Origin of the sequence: Curtobacterium sp. MCBD17_019, assembly GCF_003234555.1 — a bacterium.
Taxonomy (GTDB): Bacteria; Actinomycetota; Actinomycetes; order Actinomycetales; family Microbacteriaceae; genus Curtobacterium.
This window is the reverse complement of sequence record NZ_QKTT01000021.1, coordinates 15,991-37,179: the sequence shown is the minus strand read 5'-3', so window position 1 is coordinate 37,179 and position 21,189 is coordinate 15,991. Positions and strand designations below refer to the sequence as shown.

Below are 21,189 nucleotides of genomic sequence, written 5' to 3'. Positions count from 1 at the left end.
ACGTCATGGTGACGACGGGCGTGGCCGGGTGGGGCGGGCGGGGGCGGACGCCGAGGCGTCACGCGCCGCGAGCGGCGGACCGGTGGCCCGTCGGCGGCGTGCTGGTCCCCGCGGGGGCGACTAGCGGAACGTCGGTCCCCCGACGGACGGGGCGACGACTCCGAAGGCGTCCAGGCCGGCGGGAGCCAGGTTGCTGGTCATCGCGTTCATCGTCACTCCAGTCGTCGTCATCGTCACGCCGACCACCGGGCCGCGCTGGTGGGGCGTGTCGAGGCCGGTCGGAGCCTCACAGACTATTCGCAGGCAGTCGCACGATGCAATGCGGTACGGCGTGTCGCCCGGGGCGGCGCGGCGGGCGTCAGTGGAAGAAGTGGCGTTCGCCCGTGAAGTACATCGTCACGCCGGCCGCGTTCGCCGCGGCGATCACCTCGGCGTCGCGCACGGACCCGCCGGGCTGGACCACCGCCCGGACACCCGCGTCGATGAGGACCTGCAGCCCGTCGGCGAACGGGAAGAAGGCGTCGGAGGCGGCCACCGACCCCGCCGCGCGGTCGCCCGCCCGGGTCACGGCGAGGTGGCAGGAGTCGACCCGGTTCACCTGGCCCATGCCGACGCCGACGCTCGCCCCGGCGTTCGCCAGGAGGATCGCGTTCGACTTGACGGCCCGGCAGGCCTTCCACGCGAACGCGAGGTCCGCGAGGGTGGCGTCGTCCGCGGCGTCCCCGGACACGAGGTCCCACGTCGCCTGGTCGAACGTCGTGAACCGGTCGGCGTCCTGCACGAGGAACCCGCCCGAGATCTGCTTGACCTCGCGGGGCGCCAGGGCGAAGTCGGCCGGCAGGGTGAGCAGCCGGATGTTCTTCTTGCCGGACAGGATCTCGACGGCCTCGGGGTCGAACGCGGGTGCGATCACGACCTCGGTGAAGATGTCCGCCACGGCTTCGGCCATGCCGCGCGACACGGGGCGGTTCGCCGCGATGACCCCGCCGAACGCGGACAGGGGATCGCACGCGTGGGCACGGGCGTGGGCGTCGGCGATCGGGTCGGCCGCGTCGGGTGCCGCGACCGCGATGCCGCAGGGGTTCGCGTGCTTGATGATCGCGACCGCGGGCTCCGTGAAGTCGTACGCGGCACGGAGCGCTGCGTCGGCGTCGACGTAGTTGTTGTACGACATCTCCTTGCCGTGCAGCTGGGTCGCCTGCGCGATGCCGTGGCCGTCCGCGGCGGTGTAGAGCGCGGCGGCCTGGTGCGCGTTCTCGCCGTAGCGGAGACCCGCCGCGAGCGAGCCCTCGAGCTGGATCGTCGGTGCGAAGCCGCTGGCGCCGGACCCGTCCGCTGATCCGTTCCCCGGGCCTCCCGGCTGCGCGACGTCGCCATGGACCGTCGGGCCGCCCGCGACGTGCTCGGTGAAGTACGCGGCCACGGCGGTGTCGTACGCCGCGGTGTGGGCGAAGGCCGCGGTGGCGAGCCGACGGCGGAGGGCGAGGTCCGTGCCTCCCGACCGGACCGCGGCGATGACCTCGGCGTACGACGACGGCGAGACCACGACGGCCACGTTGGCGTGGTTCTTCGCGGATGCGCGCACCATCGCGGGGCCGCCGATGTCGACGTTCTCGACGACCGTCGCCGTGTCCGCACCCGACGCCACGGTCTCGACGAAGGGGTAGAGGTTCACGACGACGAGCTCGAACGGCGCGATCCCGAGGTCGGCGAGCTGCTGCTCGTGCGACTCGAGCCGCAGATCGGCGAGCAGACCCGCGTGCACGGCCGGGTGCAGGGTCTTCACGCGGCCGTCGAGGGACTCGGGGAACCCGGTGATCGCGGCGACCTCGGTGACGCCGATGCCCGAGTCGGCGATGGCCTTCGCCGTCGACCCCGTGGACACGATCTCGACCCCGGCGGCGTCCAGGGCCGCGGCGAGGTCGAGGAGGCCGGACTTGTCGCTCACCGAGATGAGCGCGCGGCGGACGGCGACGCGGTCGCGCTCGCGGTAGAGGCTGGGATCGGCGGCGTGGACGCTCATGCGCGGGCGAGTTCCTTCAGGTCGACGGTTCCGTTGGCGATGTCGAGGACGGTCTGGATGAGCAGCCGTCGCTCCACGTGCTTGATGCGGTCGTGCAGCGTGGACTCGGAGTCGTCCGGCTCCACGGGGATCCGCTCCTGGACGATGATCGGGCCGCTGTCGACGCCGTCGTCGACGAGGATGACGCTCGCGCCCGTCTCCCGCACGCCCGCGACGAGGGCGTCCCGCACGGCGTGCGCGCCGGGGAACTCGGGCAGGTGGGCGGGGTGGGTGTTGACGATCGCGGGGCTGAACTCGGCGACGACGTCGTGCGGGAGCAGCCGCATGAACCCCGAGAGCACGAGCAGGTCGGGCGTCCACGGGCGGATCTGCTCGGCCAGGGCGGCACCCCACTCCTGCCGGGTCGCGAACGCCGTGAAGGGGACCGTGAAGGTCGGGATGCCGTACTCCTCGCCGAGGTCGAGCCCCTCGGCGTCACGATCCGCACCGATCGCGACGACCCGTGCGGGGTACTCGGCGTCCCGTGCGGCGTCGAGCAGCGCGCGGAGGTTCGATCCGGCACCGGAGATCAGCACCACCAGTTCGAGCACGGTCGCCAGCCTACCGGGTGTCGTTCAGCGGCCGGCGTCGCCCTTGGGCCGACGCCACCACGGGAGCTCGTGCTCGGGGATCTCGTCGACGACGTCGGTGTCCCACTGGTCGGCCTCGCCGCCGACCGCTTCGGGGGACGTCGACTCGGCGCCGTCGGACCCTCTGGGCTCAGCGTGCCCGGACGGCCGGGCCGCCCATCCGAGCGGGAGCTGGGGCAGCGCGGCCTCGCGTTCCCGCTCGCGCTCGCGCTCGAGCTCGCGGACGACCTCCGGGTCCCCGTCGGACACCGGCTCGGTCGGCTGCTCGGGGTGCGCGATCGTCGCACCGCTGCGTCCCGTCACGCGGAACCGGGAGTGGCCACCGGTGCGGCCGCCCACCGTCGTCGTGTCCGCCGCCCCGGCCCGGTCGAGCGCGCCGAGGAACCCGCCGTCGTCGTCCTCGGTGATGGTGTCCACGGGGAGCGGGGCGGCCGCCTCCGCATCGTCGTCGCGCCAGCGTTCACGGCGGGGCAGCCAGGAGTCGCGCTCCGGCCATCGCACCAGGTCGCTGCCGACCGCGAGCGCGAGGACCGCCGGCACACCGGCCTCGAGCGCGGCGAGTGCCCCGACGGCGACGGGGGACGGCCCGACGGTGACGAGTCGTCCGGGGCCGAGGGACCCGGCGGTCAGCCACGCGGCGAGTCCCGTCGCCAGCCCCGCCACCACGCCGATGCCGACGCCGGCGATGGCGCGGCGTCCGGCCGTGTTCCCCTCCGCGAGGGCGCGGACGAGCCGCGGGCGGAGCAGCGCGGCGACGAGGAACGCCCCGACGGCGGGCACCAGCACGGACAGCAGGCCGAACGTGTGTCCTCCGGTGGGCAGCGCGCCGAGGACGGGGATGCCCGGGATCGGGCCGAGGGTCGTGCCGATCGGCGAGACGTCCGACCCGGTGCCGATCGCGAACCCGGGGCCGACGATCCACGCCATCGCCCAGCCGACGAGGTCGGGCAGGAACGCGAGTTCACCGACCGTGATCGCGAGGCCGCCGACGAGTCCCGCGTGCGACTGCTCGTAGAGCGTGATGACCTGGGCGTACGACCCGAGCACGAGCAGGGCGACGAGCAGGGCCGCCGCGGTCACGAGCACCGCCACGACGCCGAGACCGCCGCGCAGCGCCACGTCGGTCACGGAGCGCCACGGGCCCGGGATCCGGTCGACGGCGTCGAGCACCGCGGCGGTCGCGGGGTCGGGATCGGCGCCCCGGCGGCGTCGGGCGACCTCGGCCGCCACGAGCAGCGGCACGGCGTACCAGAGGGTCGGCAGCAGGACCGACTGCCAGATCGAGGGACGAGCCGCGACGCTGACGGTCGACAGCGCGACGGCGAGCGCCAACGCGGCGACGACGACGATGCCGGCGATGCTGCCGGTCACGCGGTGTTCGGTCTCGGCGAGGCGTCGACCGGCGCGTGCGCCGAGCCACGCGGTGATCACCGCGAACCCGAGCGCCGCGATCGTCAGGACGATGGGCGCGTCGGCGCCGCTGAGGCCGGTCGCCTTGGCGGTGGCGGCGTCGAGCACGAAGGTGACGTCGACGCCGTGGCCGATCAGCCAGACGCTCCCCGCCGCCCGCCAGAACGCGAGCCACGGGACCTGCAGGCCGTACTCGATGCCCCAGAGGAGCGTCAGCGGCACGAGGGCGATCCCGACGCCGACGGCGACCGTCACGACGGCCTCGACGGCGGCGAAGAGAGCGGTGCCCGGGCGGTTCATCGCGGACGAGGATACGGGAGGGCCCGCCGCACACCGGGTCGGCGCGCGGCGGGCCGGGCGACACTCAGCCGAGTGCGGCGACTGCCTCCCGCAGCAGGGCCGCGGTCTCGCTCGGGGTCTTGCCGACGCGGACCCCGGCGGCCTCGAGCGCCGCCTTCTTCGCCTCGGCCGTGCCGGCCGAGCCGGACACGATCGCCCCGGCGTGCCCCATGGTCTTGCCCTCCGGCGCCGTGAACCCGGCGACGTAGCCCACCACCGGCTTCGTGACGTTGGCCTTGATGAAGTCGGCCGCGCGTTCCTCGGCGTCGCCGCCGATCTCACCGATCATGACGATCGCGGTCGTCTCGGGGTCGGCCTCGAACGCGGCGAGCGCGTCGATGTGCGTCGTGCCGATGACCGGGTCGCCGCCGATGCCGATCGCGGTGGAGAACCCCAGGTCCCGGAGCTCGTACATCATCTGGTAGGTCAGCGTGCCCGACTTCGACACGAGGCCGATCGGCCCCTTGCCCGTGATGTTCGCGGGGGTGATGCCGACGAGGGACTCACCCGGCGTGATGATGCCGGGGCAGTTCGGCCCGATGATCCGGGTCTTCCCCCCGAGCGCCTTCGCGTGTGCCCAGAACTCCGCCGCGTCCTGCACCGGGATGCCCTCGGTGATGACGACGACGAGGGGGATCTCGGCGTCGATGGCCTCCATCACGGCGTCCTTCGCGAAGGCCGGCGGGACGAACACGATCGACGTGTCCGCTCCGGTCTCCTGGATGGCCTCGGTCACCGAGCCGAACACGGGCAGGGTGACGTCGCCGTGTGTGACCGTCGTGCCGGCCTTGCGCGCGTTCACGCCGCCGACGACCTTCGTCCCGGCCTTGAGCATGAGCGCGGTGTGCTTCGTGCCCTCGCCGCCGGTGATGCCCTGGACGATGACCTTCGAGTCCTTGTCGAGGAAGATGGACATGGTGCTGGTCCCTTCTAGGCCGCGGCCGCGGCGAGTTCGGCGGCCTTCTCGGCCGCGTCGTCCATGGTCGCCACGACGGTGACGAGCGGGTGTGCCGCCTCGGCGAGGATGCGCCGGCCCTCGTCCACGTTGTTGCCGTCGAGCCGCACGACGATCGGCTTCGTGGCCGCGTCGCCGAGGATCCCGAGCGCGGCGACGATGCCGTTCGCGACGGCGTCGCACGCGGTGATCCCGCCGAAGACGTTGACGAAGACGCTCTTCACCTGCGGGTCCCCGAGGATGACGTCGAGGCCGTTCGCCATGACCTCCGCCGAGGCGCCGCCGCCGATGTCGAGGAAGTTGGCGGGCTTGACGCCGCCGTGGCGCTCCCCCGCGTACGCGACGACGTCGAGCGTCGACATGACGAGCCCGGCTCCGTTGCCGATCACGCCGACCTCGCCGTCGAGCTTGACGTAGTTGAGGCCGTGCGCCCCGGCCTTCGCCTCGAGCGGGTCGGCCGAGGCGCTGTCCTCGAGCGCGGCGTGACCCTCGTGCCGGAAACCCGCGTTGTCGTCGAGCGACACCTTGCCGTCGAGCGCGAGGATCTGGCCGTCCTCGGTGCGGACGAGCGGGTTGACCTCGACGAGCGTGGCGTCCTCGCCCTGGAACACGCCGTAGAGCGCGACGAACACGGGCACGACCGCGGGGATCAGGTCCTCGGGGAACCCGGCCTGGCGTGCGATCTGCTCGGCCTCGGCGTCGTTGATCCCGGTGAGCGGGTTGACCTCGACGCGGGCGAGTGCCTCGGGCTTCTCGACCGCGAGCTGCTCGATCTCCATGCCGCCCTCGACGCTGACGAGCGCCAGGTACGAGCGGTTCGCGCGGTCGAGCAGCACGGAGAAGTAGAACTCCTCGGCGATCTGCGCGCCCTGCGCGACCATCACGCGGTGCACGGTGTGGCCCTTGATGTCGAGCCCGAGGATGGCCTGCGCGGCCTCGTACGCCTCGTCGGGGGTCTTCGCGACCTTGACCCCACCGGCCTTCCCACGCCCGCCGACCTTGACCTGCGCCTTCACCACGACGACCCCGCCGATGCGCTCGGCCGCCGCGCGGGCCTCGTCGGGGGTGTCGGCGATGATGCCCTGCAGGACGGGGACGCCGGAGGACTCGAAGAGGTCCCTGGCTTGGTACTCGAAAAGATCCACGCTGTTCTTCCTCACCGCGATGTGCGTCTTCGGGCAGCGCCGTCGTCGTGCGTCGGCGCTGGTCGGACGGTCGCACTCGACGTCGAGGTCGCTCGATGTCGAGACAACGGCCGCGGCCAGCCTAGCGCTCCGGGCCGGTCGTACCCCGGCCGCCGGGTCGCCTCCGAGCGGCGCTCCGGCAGGGTGTCGTGCATGAGCGACGACATCCGCGACCGTGCCGAGGCGACCGCCCGCGAGGTCTTCGGTTGGGAGGCCCTGCACGCCGGCCAGGCCGAGGCGATCGAGGCGGTGGTCGGCGGACGCGACACCCTCGCCGTGATGCCGACCGGCTACGGCAAGTCCGGCATCTACCAGGTGGCGGGGCTCCTCATCGACGGCCCGACCGCCGTCGTCTCCCCGCTCATCGCGCTGCAGGACGACCAGGTGGCGGGGCTCGAGGCGCGAGAGCAGACCGGCGGACCCCGTGCGGTCGCCGTCAACTCGACCCGGTCCGCGGGCGAGGTCGAACAGGCATGGGCCGACCTGGCGAGCGGAGACGCCGAGTACGTGTTCCTCGCGCCCGAGCAGCTCGCGAAGGACGAGGTCGTCGAACGCCTGCTCGACCTCGGCGTGCGCCTGTTCGTCGTCGACGAGGCCCACTGCGTGTCGAGCTGGGGGCACGACTTCCGCCCCGACTACCTCGTCCTCGGCGAGGTCGTCGAGCGGCTCGGTCACCCGACGGTCCTCGCCATGACCGCGACCGGCTCGGGTCCGGTCCGGTCCGAGATCGTCGAGCGGCTCGCCATGCGGGACCCGCTCGAGCTGAGCCGCGGGTTCGACCGGCCGAACCTCCGGCTCGAGGTCGTGCGTCACAGCGACGACGACGGCAAGCGGGCCGCCGTCGTCGAGCAGGTGGCGGCCCTCCCGGTCCCCGGTCTGCTGTACGTGGCGACCCGCAAGGAGACCGAGTGGTACGCGGACGAGCTGGCGGACCGCGGGCGGAACGTCCGCGCGTACCACGCCGGACTCAAGGCGTCCGAGCGGCAGGAGGTGCACGAGGCGTTCCTCGCCGGCACCCTCGACGTCGTCGTCGCGACGAACGCGTTCGGCATGGGCATCGACAAGCCGGACGTGCGCTTCGTCGTGCACGCCGACGTGCCCGAGTCCGTCGACGCGTACTACCAGGAGATCGGCCGGGCCGGACGCGACGGCGATCCGGCGACCACGACCCTCCACTACCGGGCCGAGGACCTCGGGCTGCGGCGGTTCTTCGCGTCCGGCACGCCCGCCAAGGCGAAGCTCCGGACGGTGTTCGACGCCGTGCCCGACGACGGCGCGATCCGTCGTCCCGAGCTCGCCGAGGCGGCGGAGGTGCCCACGCGGTCCCTCGGCCGCTACGCGAACGCCCTCGTCGAGGGCGGGGCGCTCGAGGAGACCGAGGACGGCCTCGTCCGCACCGACGACGACGCCGCGCGGGACGCGGACGCCGCCGCCGACGCCGCGGTCGCCCGCGCCGAGGACCGTGAGCGGATCGAGGAGTCGCGCATCGCGATGATGCGGCAGTACGCCGAGACCCTCGGTTGCCGACGCCAGTTCCTGCTCGGCTACTTCGGCGACGAGCTGCCCCAGCCCTGCGGCAACTGCGACACGTGTGCCTCCGGCTCGGCGTACGCGCAGGACGCCCACGTGGCGGACGGCTCGAACGACGCCGCGTACCCGCCGGACTCCGAGGTCGAGCACGACGAGTGGGGTCACGGGACCGTCATGAGCACCGAGGAGGACCGGATCACCGTGTTCTTCGAGTCGGTGGGGTACCGCGTGCTGTCGATCGACGCGGTGCGCGAGCGGGGCCTCCTGCGGACCGTCTGACGGCCGTCGTCACCCGCTGCCGGCGGCCCGGCGCGGGTCGGGGGAAGGCGCGGCCGCTCGACCACCCGTCGGCGGCCGCGCTCCACTCCCCCGAGCCAGAGCAGCCTGGCCCACGCGGGCGTCGCGCAGGTGACCGCCCGGTGAACACCGCGTGGCGGATCGCGGTCCGATGCGTCGCCACGGCGTTGCCTGTGCGGCACCTCCGGATGCCGGGGCCGGGAGGCCCGGTGCGGGTACCCAGGAACCGTCACCCGACGCGGTGGCCCAGCGGCGCACCCGCGCCGACCCGACGACAGGAGTCACCATGAGCAAGGACGTCAACACGAAGGCCCAGCAGCACCTCGGCGAACTGCTCCAGCAGCGTGCGTTCGACCGGTTCGGCGAGGTGTGGGCCGAGGACGTCGTCGACCACGACCCGGCTCCGGGCGCCGCTCCGGGCCTGGCGGGCATCGTCGCCTTCTGGCAGGAGTTCACGACCGCGTTCCCGGACGTCGCCCTGCAGCCCGAGACGCTCGTCGCGGACGACGACTCCGTCTCGGTCGTGTTCACGATCACCGGCACGCACAGCGGCGAGTTCCAGGGCCACGCGCCCACCGGCCGGACCTTCCGCGTCCGGGGAATGCAGACCGCGCGGTTCGAGGACGGCAAGATCGTCGAGCGCTGGGGCGCGACCGACGAGAAGGGCCTCGCCGAGCAGCTGCACCTGACCGGCGGCGAGACGCACTTCGTCACGGCCTGACGCCGACCGCTCCGCTCCGGACACCCGGGGCGGAGCGACGCCGGCCACCGTCCGGAGGCACACCCCGGCCGGACCGAGTACGAACGAACGGGGACGGCACCACGGCCGTCGCCGCCATCAGCACCAGGGGAGGACCCCATGAGCGACCCCGCCATCGGACCGGACGACGACGCCACCGAGCTCCGCGAGCAGACGACGACCGACGACCAGGTCGCGTTCGACGAGGACCCGGACGCGATCCAGGAGTCCATCGAGACCGTCACGAACGACGCCGTCGCCGGCGAGACCGTTGATCCGGAACCGGGCGACGGCACGGCGAACGGACCGACCGGCGGTGCCCCGCGCGAGGGCGAACCGATCCTCTGGGAGAACGACGGCGAGGACGAGCCCGAGTCCCAGGGCGTCGACTTCGGCAACGACGAGTACCGGTCGCTCTGACGACCGTCCCCCCCGCCGTCCGCCGGTTCGCGGCGGACGGCTCGCTCGTCATGGCGGGCGGCCGGGCGATCCTGCTGCAGATCGCGGACCCGGTCGTCGCGGCCGGTGTCGCCCGGCACAGTGACTTCGCGCACCGACCGCAGCAGCGGCTCGTGCACACGCTGCAGTACGTCTACGCGGTCGTGCTCGGTTCGCCCGCCGACGCCCGCGCCGCAGCAGCGTTCGTCGAGCACGCCCACCGACCCGTGCAGGGCGCCGACGACCCGGACCACCAGCTCTGGGTCGCCGCGACCCTGTACGAGTCGGCGCTCCGCATGCACGAGCTGCTCCGCGGTCCGGTCGACCCGGCGCTGGCCGCCGCCGTGCTCACCGCGTACGAGCCGCTCGGCGGCGCGCTCCGGGTCCCCGCAGGCCGGTGGCCCTCGACGCCCGCGGCCTTCGACGCGTACTGGCGCCGGACCTCCGCGGCGCTCCGCGTGACCGACGAAGCACGCGGGGTGGTCCGCGACCTGCTCCACCCGCGCTTCGCGCCCGTCTGGATCCGCGCGCTCATGCCGATCGCGCGGATCGTCACCGTCGGGATGCTGCCCCCCGACCTGCGGACGGCGTACGGGTTCGCGTGGGGAGGCTCCGAGCAACGCCGGTACGACCGCACCGTCGCCGTGCTGCGCCGGGTCGTGGCGGCGGTCCCGGGACCGGTGCGGCGCCTCCCGTTCCGGGTGCTGCTGCGGTCGCTCCGACGGGCGGCCGCACGCCGCACCACCGTCGTCGGCCGCTGAGCGTCAGGCGCTGAGCCTCGGCCGCTGAGCGCCAGGCGCTGAGCGTCAGCCGCTACGGTGGTCGGCATGGGGGCCGACCACTTCGCCATCACCGTGCCGCGGACCTGGTTCGAGCTGCCGGTCCGACCCGAGCACCGCGACGACGCGATCAGCGCCCTCGTGCAGGAACGGGTCGGGGACCAGCCGGCGCTGCGGGAGCACCGCACCGAGATCGTCCGGATCCTCCGACGGTTCGCCCGGTCCGCCTGGGACTCCGGCGCGCGGTATTGCGCCGCGTTCGCGGAACCGAGCGACGACGGGATCGTGTCCGGTGCGCTGACGGTCAGCATGCTCCCGGCGCCCGGCGGGGACGATGATCCGCTCACGGCGCTGACCGACCGAGTCGCCACGCTGGCCGATCGAGACAGCCGTGACGACGAGGCTGCGCGCGCGCACGTCGACCTCCACGACCTCCCCCGCGTCGGCCGGGTCCCGCGGACCTGGGGCATCAGCCGGATCGTCGATCCGTCCGGGCAGCGGTCGTTCCCCGTCGCGACGATGCAGACGTTCGTGCCGATGGACGACCAGGTGGCACTCGTCAGCGTCGCCTCACCCGCGGTGGACCTCGCCGAGGCGCTGTTCGACCTCTTCGAGGCGGTGACGGACACGTTCGAGCTCATCGACGCGGGCGCGAGCGGTGCCACGGATCGGGAGGCGCGGTGATGCGCCTCCGGTTCCGTCGCCGTCGTCGCCCGGTCACCGTCGTGCCCGAACGGGTCGCGCCCGACGACATCACGCGCATGGCCGCGGACGGCCGACTCGCACGCGTCGTGACGACGCCACCGCCCGCGCCGCGGGCGAGTGCCGGACGGGTGCGGGACCTCCTCGCGGTGCTCCCGGAGCGGCCGCTCGGGCACACCGCGGCCACCGACGCCACGGCGCCGGCGCGGCCCGCCGCTGCCGTGGTCCTCGTGCTCGACGACGACCGACGCGTGCTCGTGCGTGGCCCCGGGGTCCTCGGACGCGACCCGTCGCTCCGTGCCGCCGGGATCGACGACGACACCGCGCACCGGATCACGCTCGACGACCCGGATCGGTTGCTCAGCCGGACCCACCTGGCGTTCGGGTTCGGGGCCGAGGGCTCGTTCTGGGTCCTCGACGCGGACTCCGCCAACGGCGCCGAGCTGCACCGCCCGGGGCTCCCCTCCACGATGCTCTCGCGGGGCCAGCGCACCACGATCCGCCCGGACGACGTCGTCGTCTTCGGGGGTCACGTGCTCCGCACCGAACCGGCGACCGCGCTCGTGCCCGAGACACCGCTCGACTGACGGTGCGCACGCGATCAGTCGCCCTCCGGCACCTGCACCACCCGGAGGACGCCGTCCGCGTCGTGCAGCAACCCCCGCCCGGGCGTGCGGTCCTGACCCAGCGCGCTCTTGGTCAGGCGCGCACCGATCAGGTCGCCGTCGACGGTGCTCAGCGGGGCGAGGAGCAGGCCCCGTCGTGCCTTCTTGGCGTCCACCTGCCAGCCCCGGAACCCGCTCGCCACGCCCTCGACGTCACCGCCGAGCACGAGGCCGACGCGGCGCCCCCGCTCCGACGCCATGATCGCGCGGAACACCGGCTCGGCATCGGTCTCCTTGAGCAGCTCCGCGTCGTCGACGAGCACGAGGGTGAAGCCCTCCGCCCCCTCGACCGCCGCGGCGAGGTCGTCCGCGCTGAGTCCGGGATCGGTGAACACGGTGCACCGTGCGTGCTCGCCCGCGAGTGCGCGCAGCGGTGAGTCGCGCGGGACGACCGCGACGACGCTCCCGCCCGTGTCCAGGGCGTGTCGGGCCATCGCGACCAACGTCGTGCTCTTGCCTGAGCGAGCGCTCCCCGCGACGACGAACACCGCGGTGTCGTCGACGAAGTCGTGGGTGTGGAAGCGGAGCTCGTCGCCGCCCACACCGACCCCGATCCTCCCGGCGCGCGCATCGGCGACCGGCAGGTACCGGACCGCCTCGGAGCGCGTGATCCCCTGCGGGAGTGCGTCGACCCGGACCGGCCGGGGCGCGTCCGCGGCCACCAAGGCTCGGACCTCGTCACCGATCCCGCGGAGGGCGTCGGCCTGCGCCCGCCCGGTGGCGCCACCGGGGAGCACGGCGATCTGGGTCTCGGTGGCCGTGGCGTTGCGGAACCCCCGACCGGGCGGGATGATCTCGGGCAGCTTCTTGCCGTTCACGCCCTCGTACGCGTAGTCGCCGCGGTCCGCCAGGGCGAGCAGGAGCTTCCGCTCGACCTGGCTCGACATGCGCCCGGCGGTGAGCGTGCGATCCCCGGTGACGACGAGGTGCACGCCGACGCCGACGCCCTCGCGCAGGAGCGTCTGGACGGCGTCGTGCAGTGCGCCGTTCTCGACCTCGGCCAGCGAGGACATGAAGCCCTCCCACTGGTCGAGCAGGACCACGACGTGGGGCATGGGGACCTCGTCGGCGGCGGGCGCGGCCTCGCGCTGCTCCGCGATGGACCCGTACCCGGCGCGGGCGAACGCCGTCTGCCGCGTCCGGACGAGACCGAGCAGGGTGGTCAACAGCCGCGCGACACGTTCCGGCTCGTGTCGCTGCACCACTGCACCGCAGTGCGGGAGCGCGCCGATCGGCAGGAGGGCACCGTTGCCGCAGTCGATGCCGTAGAGGTGCACGTCCCCGACACCGAGCCGCAGGGCCATCGCGCCGGCGAGGGTCCGCAGCGCCTGACTGCGTCCGCTCCGCGGCGAGCCGATGACGAACAGGTGGCCGTCCTGGTCGAGGTCGAACACCAGGGGCCGCTGCTCCTGCCGGTCCGGGTGGTCCTCCAGGCCCCAGGCCACCGCGAGCGGCGCCGTCACCGCGGACACGGCCTCCACGTCGGCCAGGGTCACGAGCGACGGCAACGGTGGGAGCCACGGCTTGCGCTGCTCGGGGACGCCGATCGCCATGGCCGCGTCGCCGACGGCCCGGACCAGCACGCTGAGGTCCGTGACCTCGACGTCGGCCAGGTCGGAAGCCGTCGCAGCGCGGCGCGGTGCCGGTTCGCTGAGGTCCGCGAAGCTCCGCTCGCGCACGAGCGGAGCGACGTCCGCGTCGTCGCCGACGCCCCCTGGACGACGACCCCCGACGCGACCGGTCTGGAACGGCAGGAGCGACGCCGCGCCGAGCCGGACGTAGGCGCGTCCGGGCGTGGTCTTCGCGATCCGCGCCGCGTCGTTCGCCCCGATCACGTCCTGGCTCTCGGACTGGTCGGTCACCCGCAGCGCGATGCGGATGTTCGTGTTCGCCCGGATCTCGGGCGACACGACGCCGCCCGGCCGCTGGGTCGCGAGCACCAGGTGGATGCCCAGCGAGCGGCCCCGCTGCGCCACGTTCACCAGGCCCTTCACGAAGTCCGGGAGTTCGCGGGCGAGCGACGCGAACTCGTCGATCACGATGACCAGACGGGGCAAGGAGGGGACCGAGGCGTCACCCGCCGCCGCCCGTTTCGCGCGGAGGTCCTGGTGGTCCTCGAGGTCCTTGGCGCCGACCGCGGCCAAGGCGTGCTCGCGGCGGCGGAGCTCCGCCCCGAGCGACTCCAGCGCGCGCTCGACCTGGTGGGTGTCGAGGTCGGTCACCATCCCGACCGTGTGCGGCAGGTCGACGCAGTCCTTGAACGCCGCGCCGCCCTTGTAGTCGACGAGGACGAACACCATCTCGTCCGGGCGGTTCGCCACCGCGAGCGACGCCACGAGCGACTGCAGCAGTTCGGACTTGCCGGACCCCGTCGTGCCGGCGACGAGCCCGTGCGGCCCGTCGCGGTGCAGGTCGATCGCGAAGGCGCCGTCGATGGACTCGCCGATCACGGCCGTCGTGCTGCGCCCGCCGAGCATCCAGCGCGCCTGAACGGCCTCGGACGTCGGCGGTTCGAGCGCGAGCACGTCCAGCAGGCGGGACGACGACGGCACCGCGCCGTCCTCGACGTCGGGGCTCGCGTCGACGATCGGCGACAACGACCGCGCCACCCACTCGAGCCAGTCCTGGTCCACCAGGTCCGGGCGGGCGTCGTCGATCCGCTCGCTCCGCTGCTGGCGGACGCGGAGGCGGCCGTCGCGGACGACGACCACGGCGTCGCACTCCTCCGGGAGCAGGCGCTCGTCGAGGTCGAGGCAGATGCTGAAGACGCCGACCGCCGGGCCCTCCTTGAGCACCTGGACGAGCGACGGCATGGCGCGGAGCCGGCGCGCGCCGTCCATGACGACCACGATCTGGCCGGCGTGCTGCGCCTGCCGACCGACCCGGACACCGGCCTCCTTCCGGGCGTCGATGGTGGCGGACAGCTCCGCGATGAGCCGTGCGGTACCGGCCGCGGTGGACGCGATGCTCGTGACCGGCTGGTCGGCGCCGTCGCGGCGGACGTGCGGGAGCCACGACATCCACTCCCACATGCCCGTCCTGGTCGAGTCGGTGAGCAGCGCGAACGTCAGGTCCTTCGGGCTCTGCAGCGTCGCCAGTTGCGCGACCACCCAGTTCGCGATCCGGCGGGCGTCGTCCCCCGGGCCCGCGATCCCGAGCACGCCCCGCTCGGCGAGCTCGATCCGCACCGGGACGTCGCGGGCGTCCCACGTGACCGTCCGCTTGTGCGAGAGCTGTTCCGGGTCCTCGAGCGTCACCTCGGACCGCTGCGTCGCGGTGCCGACGCGGACGAGCAGGTGGTCGGGGTCGGTCGGGCGGCGTTCCCAGAGGCGCGGGAGCGGCCCGACGGCGGTCTCGTACACGTCCGCGGGATCGGGCGCGCCGGCGATCCACCGCTCACGCTCACGTCGGAGGGACTCGGTCGCGTCCGCCTCGACCCGCGCCCGGGTGTCCTCGTACTCGGCCACCCGCTGCCGGTGGGTCTTCTTGCCCTGCCGTCGGCCCTGCAACCCGGTGATCACCATGACGAGGGGCGAGAGCAGGGCGACGAGCAGGTAGATCCAGCGGCCCGTCGTCGACACGAACATGACGGCCATGCCCATCGGGGCCAGGGCCATGAGGATCGGCAGGGCCCTGGCCGGCGGCTCGACCGGCGGCACCGGCAACTGGTACCGCGCGTGGTCGTCCGGCGGCAGGATGCGGGGTGGCCGGTTGTACTCCAGGGCCATGCCGTCCTCGGCGAGCGCGAGGTGCGCTCCGCGGCTCCGAGGGCGTCCGTACGCGAGCAAGGCCGACCCGATGGTGAGCTGCGCGTCCTCGTCCCATGTGGTCTCCGTCACCACGGGTTCGCCGTCGAGCGCGGCACCCGCGTACCCGTTGACCGGGCGCACGGTCGCGCCGTCCGGACCGACGGAGACCAGGAGCGCGATGTCGGGCACGCCCTGGCCGCCGAGCGCCGCGGCGGCGTCCGCCAGGCCGTCGGCCTGGGTGGCGGCCTCCACGCGGAGCTGGGCCGCCGCCCCCGAGCCGATCGTGACGATCCCCGCGTCGGCCCGGACGACCGTGCCCGCGTGCGGTCCGGACACGATCCGGACCTCGCCGAGTGACAGCGCACGGACGGGAGGCGGTGGGACGGCCTCGGCGCTCCGGCTCACCACCACGCCGTCACGGACACCGGAGGCGGCGATCGACGCGTCGAGGTCCAACGGGCGCTCGCCCACGAAGTAGGTCGCCGGGCCGGTGGCGGACGTGACATCGGTCGCGAGCAGCCGCTCGGCCTCGGCCACGACCTCGCGGACCGCCCGCCCGGTGTCGCCGTCGACGTGGACGTTGGCCGTCTGACCGCTGTCGCGGTCCACCATCGTGAACGTGAACGTCATCCTGCTCCCCCTCGCCCCGCCATCGTGGCGGGCGCCTCTGACAGCGGGGCCCCTTAGCACATGCGATTGCATGAACTGTGGAGAACCGCTGTGCGGCCGACGCGTCGATGGTAGTGTCGCGCCGTGGAACGCCCCGAACGGGGGGAAATACAGCATGACTCCGGGGAAAGGGAGCACCAGTGGCGAACATCAACGTGTCCTACGCGGACCTCGAGGCAGCGGCATCCGACCTCAAGGCGGGGCAAGCCGACATCGAGGACCGTCTGTCCGCGCTGCAGCGCAAGATCCAGCAGCTCATCTCCGACGGCTACGTCACCGACAAGTCGTCCGTGGCGTTCGGTGAGTCCTACGACGAGTTCAACCGGGGCGTCACGCAGACGGTGCAGGGCCTCGACGGGCTCTCGTCATTCCTGACGAAGGCGTCGCAGACCCTGTCCGAGACCGACGAGTCGCTCGCATCGGGCCTCAAGGGCTGACATCGCTCCACGACCCGTGCGCCGTCCGCGGCGCACGGGTCGTGGGCGTATCCGCGCGACGGGGAGGGACATCGCCATGGCAGACCGGCTGCTCGTCGACCTCATGGGTCTCGGCGAACTGGAACGGGACCTGACGACCGTGCACCGCACGCTGGAGCGTGCGCACAAGCAGGTCGACGCATCCGACGACGAGATCGGATCGCGGGTCGTCCAGGGTGCGCTGCACGACTTCGACCACCGGTGGGAGGACAAGCGCCGGAAGATCACGGACTCCACCGCGGCCCTCGCTGCCATGCTCACGACGTCCGAGCGCGCCTACCGCGAGACCGACGCCCACCTCGCCTCCGCCCTGCGGGTCGACGACCAGGCCGGTGGGCCCACCGCCGCCGGATCGGCGCGGTAGCCGTGTCCCGTCCCACGGGCTGGGCGGTCGTGGACCAGGGGTTCGACCCGGTCCCCGGCGACCCCACCGTCGTCCGCATGATGGCCCGTGAGTACCAGCGCATCTCGGAGGGCGCCGACGACGCGACCACGCGCCTCCGGTCCGTCCGCGGCTCGGGCTGGCTCACCGATTGGCAGGGTGAAGCCGCCGACGTCTTCGTCCGCGCGATCCAGGACACCCCCACCGACCTCGCGAAGCTCGTGCACTCGTACGCCGACGTCGCCACCGCGCTCCTCGGGTGGGCCGACGTCGTCGACCACACGCAGTACCGCGCCGACGGTGCCCTCGCCGACGCCAAGGACGCAGCCGGCGACCTCGACGCCGCCCGTCACCGGCTCGACGACGCCCAGGTGACCGCGGCGCACTACGCGGCGACGGCCTCCCGTCTCACCGCGCTCGCCGCCGCGCACCCCGCCGGCTCGACGCCGCCCGCCGGCGCGGAGGTCCCGACCCCGGCGCAGCTGCGCGCCGCGTCCGACAACGCCGCCGTGGCATCCGACGGGGTCGACGCCGCACAGAGCTCCATCACCGCCGCGCAGTCCCGGATCGACGCCGCGAAGCGTCTGGTCGCCGAGGCCCGTGGCGACTGGGAGGACGGCGAACGTCGCACGGCGACCGCGATCGGCCACGCGGCCGACGCCGGTCTCGGCAAGCAGTCCGTCTGGGACGAGGTGTTCCAGTCCGAGGTCTGGAGCGACATCGTCTCCGTGGCCAAGGTCGTCGTGGCCGTGGGGGGCGTCATCGCGCTCATCGTCGGCGGTCCGATCGCCTGGATCGTCGCGGGTGTCGCGCTCCTCGTGCTCGCCGACACCGTCTACAAGATGACCAAGGGCCAGGCGGACGGGTGGGACCTCGCGTTCGCGGCCCTCGACTGCATCCCGATGGGCAAGGGGATCACCACCGCGGCCCGGGTCGGCGAGGAGTTCGCCAAGGGCGCGGGACTCGCGGGCGGGATCGCCTCCGCAGGCAGGCACGTCGGTTCCGAAGTGGTGAACACGGCGCGGTCGTTCACCGCGCTCCCGCACCTCGTCGCCAACGTGCGGCACGGGACGGCGCTCCGGTCGGTGGAGTCGCTCCGCGCGTTCGTCGTCGCGGGGCTCCCGGCCGGGGTGCGGGACGTGCGGAACGCGCGCGGCGCCTTCCGCGATGGCGTGGAGGCGTACTGGCGGTCCGACCTCCCCTCGGTCGCCGCTCGCGCCCGGCACTGGCAGGGCACAACGAGCGGTTGGAAGAGCGGCTACCCGGGGGTCGACCCGTGGCGCTCGGGTCGGCCGACGTCCATCGTCGGCCAACGCCTGCAGGTGGTCGGGAACGGCGAGTTCTACGTGATGAGCGAGGGACCCGCACACGATCTCATCACGACTGGTGGTGACGCCGCGCAGTACGCCGCCAGCGTGCAGGTCGGAGTGCACGACGCGAGCGGCCCGTTCCAGACCTTCCGGCCGCAGGGCGAGACCTACCTGGTCACCCAGCCCCTGCCGCACGCCATCGGATCGGCAGTGGCCAATCCGCAGTACGGCGCAGGCGGCGCGAGCGAGGTCTTCATCCCAGGTGACCGCTCGTCGTGGGGCACGGCGTTCCAGTCGATCGACCGGCCTCTCATGGATTCTGCCAGTGTCCATCCCCTCCCCGGCACGCTCCGGATGGAGGAGTACGGCTCCGCACTCCGTTCCATGGGTGTCGGTGCTCGCGGCCTCGTCGTGGCGACGCCCTGGGACTACGCCGACGACCTCCGGCATCACGTCGTCGCTGCGCAGTGAGCCCCCGCGGGATCACGCGGGGCGGCGAAGAGATCCTGCCGCGCTCGGCGAGTTGGGCGACCCAGCCCGCCGGCGACGGCACGGGTCGGCTCGTCGTGCCGCCGTCGCCCGTCCCGATGTGGCCCGAGTACGGGCGGCTGCTCGGCCTCGTCAACTGGTACCAGGCGTCCGGGTACGAACTCCTCGAACACCGAGGGCCCGCGATGGAGCGAGGGAACGAGATCATCACTGACCGACGGATGACGCTGCTCGGTCCCGTGCCGACGCCCGCCGAGTTCGCGGCGCGGTGGGTGCTGCCGCCGGGGACCACGTACGAGGCCGTACCGGCCCTCGGGCACGACGGTGACGGACTGCGGGTCCGCGACGGGCTCGAGGCCGGCGGCTCGCGGTACGCCGTGGACCTCCGCTTCGCTCGTCCGGGCACGGAGACGGTCGCGACCGACACCGCCGATCCGGTCATGCGGCGTCCGATCCCGCTCCGTGACGCGCTCCGCGACCCCGCTGACCCGCAGGGCGGATGGGGCCGTCTCCCCGCACTGGTGGCTCAGCTCCGCGGTGCGGGCGCGCGCGTGCACTCCGCCTTCGGCCGCTACCGGCGCTTGTCCGGACTGGTCGAGCACTCGGCGGGCGCCCGGGTGTCGGGCCACCACGTCTGGTCGGAGCTGCTCGCGACGGCGGCACTGCCGGCCGGTGTCCTCGTCGAGGACTTCGGCGACGGCCACGGCATCGTGCGCGACTTCCCCCAACCGTTCCGCGCGGAGCGACCCCGATTCGCGTTGGTCCTCGAACCGTGAACCGGACGCCGACGTCACACGCGGAATCCCTTGCGGCCGGAACCGGTGACCGCAGTCGAAACGGGCAGCGCATCGCGGCCATGATGGAGTTCGACGGGGAGCCCGGTAGCCCGGTACCGCCTCCCTCGACCACCGACGACGACGGGATGACCCCATGCCCCTGACGCCTCCGCGGAACGCGCACCGCGACATGATGCTTCGCTCGAAGTACGGGTTCGCCGAGGCACAGGTCATCGTCCTCCGACACGAAGAGCAGGGTGTTCCGTTGGCGGTCAGCACGCCAGCGGGTGTCGCACTGGTGTTGGGGTTCACCGTGCCCGAGGACGCCCTCGCTCGCATCCCTGCGGGGACCCCTGCCCGGATGCTGTCGATCCCGGTGCACGAGCTCCTCCGTCGGATCCCCGACGAGTGGGGTCTCGTGGTCGACATCGACCGCCCTTTCCCGCAGGTCGTGCAGCCCGATGAGAAGGCGGCGCTGGTGAGCGCCAGTGGGCCGTTTCCCGTCGGCGCGCAGGTCGCGCTCGATCGGGTGACGCGTCGGGATCGGCGGTTCATCGAGGCACTCCAAGCGCACGCTCCCGCCACCGCAGAGACACCGCGCGTGTGGGTCTTCCGACATGCGGTCGAGTCCCTTCCGGAAGACCTGCTCGTGGTCGTCACCGCTCGCGATCAGGACGCCGCGCTGCGGTACGCCGAGGCGGTGTACGACGTGTCGTCGTCGCTGGGCGTGCCCGATCCGGTCACCACGACGTGGATCGACGAACTGCCCGTCGAGCACGCGATGTGGGTCAGGACGCAGGACCCCGTGTCGACCGCGCTCGGTGCGACGGATCCGACGACGACGTGAGCGCACGACGGTGGTGACGCGGATCACCGTCGGACCCGCTGGCAGAAGAGACGGAGTCCGGCCCAGCACGCGCTCGAAGGCCCGTGGTCGTGATGCGCTCGCGCGCCCGCAGGAGCATCGTGGGCTCGTGACCACGGACCGCATCACCCGCGACGACACCGCCAGCTTCCCGGAGTTCGACGGCCTGACCGCCCACCCCGACCACCCGATGACGCTCGCGCGACGCTGGCTCGACGCCGCGACCGCCCGGGAGGTCCGCGAACCGCTCGCGATGACCCTCGCCACCGCGAGCCTCACGGGTGTGCTCAGCGCCCGGACCGTCGACGTCAAGGAGCTCGCCGACGAGGGGCTGCTGTTCGGCACGGGCACGGACACCCCCACGGGCGTCGAGCTCACGGCGAACCCGAACGCCGCCCTGCACGCCTACTGGCGCGAGACGGGGCAGCAGCTCCGGTTCGAGGGGCACGTCGTACGCCTCGACGACGCCGCGGCCGACGCCCTGTTCGCGGCGCGCTCTCCGAAGTCCCGGGCCGCGACCGCGGCGTCCCACCAGTCCGCGGCGTTCCCCGCCGAACACGACCCGCGGTCGGTCGTGGACGACCTGATCGCGCAGGCCAACGCGCTGCTCGACGAGCACGGCGACGACGTGCCCCGACCACCCGCATGGGCCGCGTTCCGCCTCGTGCCGGACGTCGTGGAGTTCTGGCTCAGCGCGCGCGACCGCGTGTACCGGCGCCTGCGTTACCGGAGCGCGGAGGGCTCCTGGCGGGTCGACCGACTGCAGCCCTGACCGGTCCTACC

Annotated in this window: 18 protein-coding genes; 12 read left to right on the top strand and 6 right to left on the bottom strand. The window is 73.3% G+C overall.

Annotated features, from left to right (window positions below; genetic code table 11):
- Window positions 1-358 precede the first annotated feature (358 nt).
- The 5 genes from purH to sucC all read right to left on the bottom strand — a co-directional run bounded on the left by purH (window position 359) and on the right by sucC (window position 6,501).
- Window positions 359-2,023 carry a bifunctional phosphoribosylaminoimidazolecarboxamide formyltransferase/IMP cyclohydrolase gene (gene purH, locus DEI82_RS14925; RefSeq protein WP_111037454.1) on the bottom strand — a complete coding sequence of 555 codons (1,665 nt, stop codon included), beginning with the start codon at window positions 2,021-2,023 and terminating at the stop codon, window positions 359-361.
- A complete protein-coding gene (gene purN / locus DEI82_RS14920; RefSeq protein ID WP_111009746.1) occupies window positions 2,020-2,613 on the bottom strand; it encodes a phosphoribosylglycinamide formyltransferase in 594 nt (197 codons plus the stop codon). Before purN ends, purH begins: the two co-directional genes overlap by 4 nt.
- A 24-nt stretch (window positions 2,614-2,637) precedes the next feature.
- Window positions 2,638-4,362 carry a DUF6350 family protein gene (locus tag DEI82_RS14915; RefSeq protein ID WP_111037453.1) on the bottom strand — a complete coding sequence of 575 codons (1,725 nt, stop codon included), beginning with the start codon at window positions 4,360-4,362 and terminating at the stop codon, window positions 2,638-2,640.
- 64 nt (window positions 4,363-4,426) lie between these two features.
- Entirely contained in the window at window positions 4,427-5,317 is an 891-nt protein-coding gene (gene sucD, locus DEI82_RS14910) for a succinate--CoA ligase subunit alpha (protein WP_111009748.1), read from the bottom strand.
- 14 nt (window positions 5,318-5,331) lie between these two features.
- Complete coding sequence (sucC, locus tag DEI82_RS14905; protein ID WP_111037452.1) at window positions 5,332-6,501, bottom strand: ADP-forming succinate--CoA ligase subunit beta; 1,170 nt, start codon at window positions 6,499-6,501, stop codon at window positions 5,332-5,334.
- Between the two features lie 192 nt (window positions 6,502-6,693).
- Between sucC and DEI82_RS14900 the strand changes: the two genes are divergently transcribed.
- From DEI82_RS14900 to DEI82_RS14875, 6 genes are all read left to right on the top strand, one after another.
- Window positions 6,694-8,349 (top strand): RecQ family ATP-dependent DNA helicase, encoded by a 1,656-nt coding sequence (locus DEI82_RS14900; RefSeq protein WP_111037451.1) that lies wholly within the window; start codon window positions 6,694-6,696, stop codon window positions 8,347-8,349.
- 304 nt (window positions 8,350-8,653) lie between these two features.
- Window positions 8,654-9,088: an ester cyclase gene (locus DEI82_RS14895; protein ID WP_111037450.1), complete on the top strand. Its 435-nt coding sequence runs from the start codon at window positions 8,654-8,656 to the stop codon at window positions 9,086-9,088.
- A gap of 138 nt (window positions 9,089-9,226) precedes the next feature.
- Complete coding sequence (locus DEI82_RS14890) at window positions 9,227-9,526, top strand: hypothetical protein (protein WP_111009752.1); 300 nt, start codon at window positions 9,227-9,229, stop codon at window positions 9,524-9,526.
- Window positions 9,451-10,305 (top strand): oxygenase MpaB family protein, encoded by an 855-nt coding sequence (locus tag DEI82_RS14885; protein WP_309146654.1) that lies wholly within the window; start codon window positions 9,451-9,453, stop codon window positions 10,303-10,305. The genes DEI82_RS14890 and DEI82_RS14885 overlap by 76 nt, the downstream gene beginning before the upstream one ends.
- 66 nt (window positions 10,306-10,371) lie before the next feature.
- The gene (locus DEI82_RS14880; RefSeq protein ID WP_111037448.1) at window positions 10,372-11,007 is read left to right on the top strand and encodes a hypothetical protein; all 636 of its coding nucleotides are present in this window, start codon (window positions 10,372-10,374) and stop codon (window positions 11,005-11,007) included.
- On the top strand, window positions 11,007-11,612 hold the full coding sequence (locus DEI82_RS14875; RefSeq protein WP_111037447.1) for an FHA domain-containing protein: 606 nt from the start codon (window positions 11,007-11,009) through the stop codon (window positions 11,610-11,612). Before DEI82_RS14880 ends, DEI82_RS14875 begins: the two co-directional genes overlap by 1 nt.
- Before the next feature lie 14 nt (window positions 11,613-11,626).
- On the opposite strand, the gene DEI82_RS14870 is transcribed toward DEI82_RS14875, so the two are convergent.
- Window positions 11,627-16,069: an FtsK/SpoIIIE domain-containing protein gene (locus tag DEI82_RS14870; protein WP_111037446.1), complete on the bottom strand. Its 4,443-nt coding sequence runs from the start codon at window positions 16,067-16,069 to the stop codon at window positions 11,627-11,629.
- A gap of 179 nt (window positions 16,070-16,248) precedes the next feature.
- Here DEI82_RS14870 and DEI82_RS14865 point away from each other — a divergent pair, with 179 nt between their 5' ends.
- From DEI82_RS14865 to DEI82_RS14845, 6 genes are all read left to right on the top strand, one after another.
- Window positions 16,249-16,545: a WXG100 family type VII secretion target gene (locus tag DEI82_RS14865; RefSeq protein WP_111009757.1), complete on the top strand. Its 297-nt coding sequence runs from the start codon at window positions 16,249-16,251 to the stop codon at window positions 16,543-16,545.
- Between the two features lie 76 nt (window positions 16,546-16,621).
- Window positions 16,622-16,948 (top strand): hypothetical protein, encoded by a 327-nt coding sequence (locus tag DEI82_RS14860; RefSeq protein ID WP_111009758.1) that lies wholly within the window; start codon window positions 16,622-16,624, stop codon window positions 16,946-16,948.
- A gap of 2 nt (window positions 16,949-16,950) precedes the next feature.
- Window positions 16,951-18,747 carry a putative T7SS-secreted protein gene (locus DEI82_RS14855; protein ID WP_111037445.1) on the top strand — a complete coding sequence of 599 codons (1,797 nt, stop codon included), beginning with the start codon at window positions 16,951-16,953 and terminating at the stop codon, window positions 18,745-18,747.
- Window positions 18,744-19,541: a hypothetical protein gene (locus DEI82_RS14850; RefSeq protein ID WP_111037444.1), complete on the top strand. Its 798-nt coding sequence runs from the start codon at window positions 18,744-18,746 to the stop codon at window positions 19,539-19,541. The genes DEI82_RS14855 and DEI82_RS14850 overlap by 4 nt, the downstream gene beginning before the upstream one ends.
- Before the next feature lie 154 nt (window positions 19,542-19,695).
- Window positions 19,696-20,388, top strand: a complete 693-nt coding sequence (locus DEI82_RS16305; protein ID WP_181435243.1) for a hypothetical protein — start codon at window positions 19,696-19,698, stop codon at window positions 20,386-20,388.
- Between the two features lie 127 nt (window positions 20,389-20,515).
- Window positions 20,516-21,178 carry a pyridoxal 5'-phosphate synthase gene (locus DEI82_RS14845; protein ID WP_181435242.1) on the top strand — a complete coding sequence of 221 codons (663 nt, stop codon included), beginning with the start codon at window positions 20,516-20,518 and terminating at the stop codon, window positions 21,176-21,178.
- The last annotated feature ends 11 nt before the right edge of the window (window positions 21,179-21,189 follow it).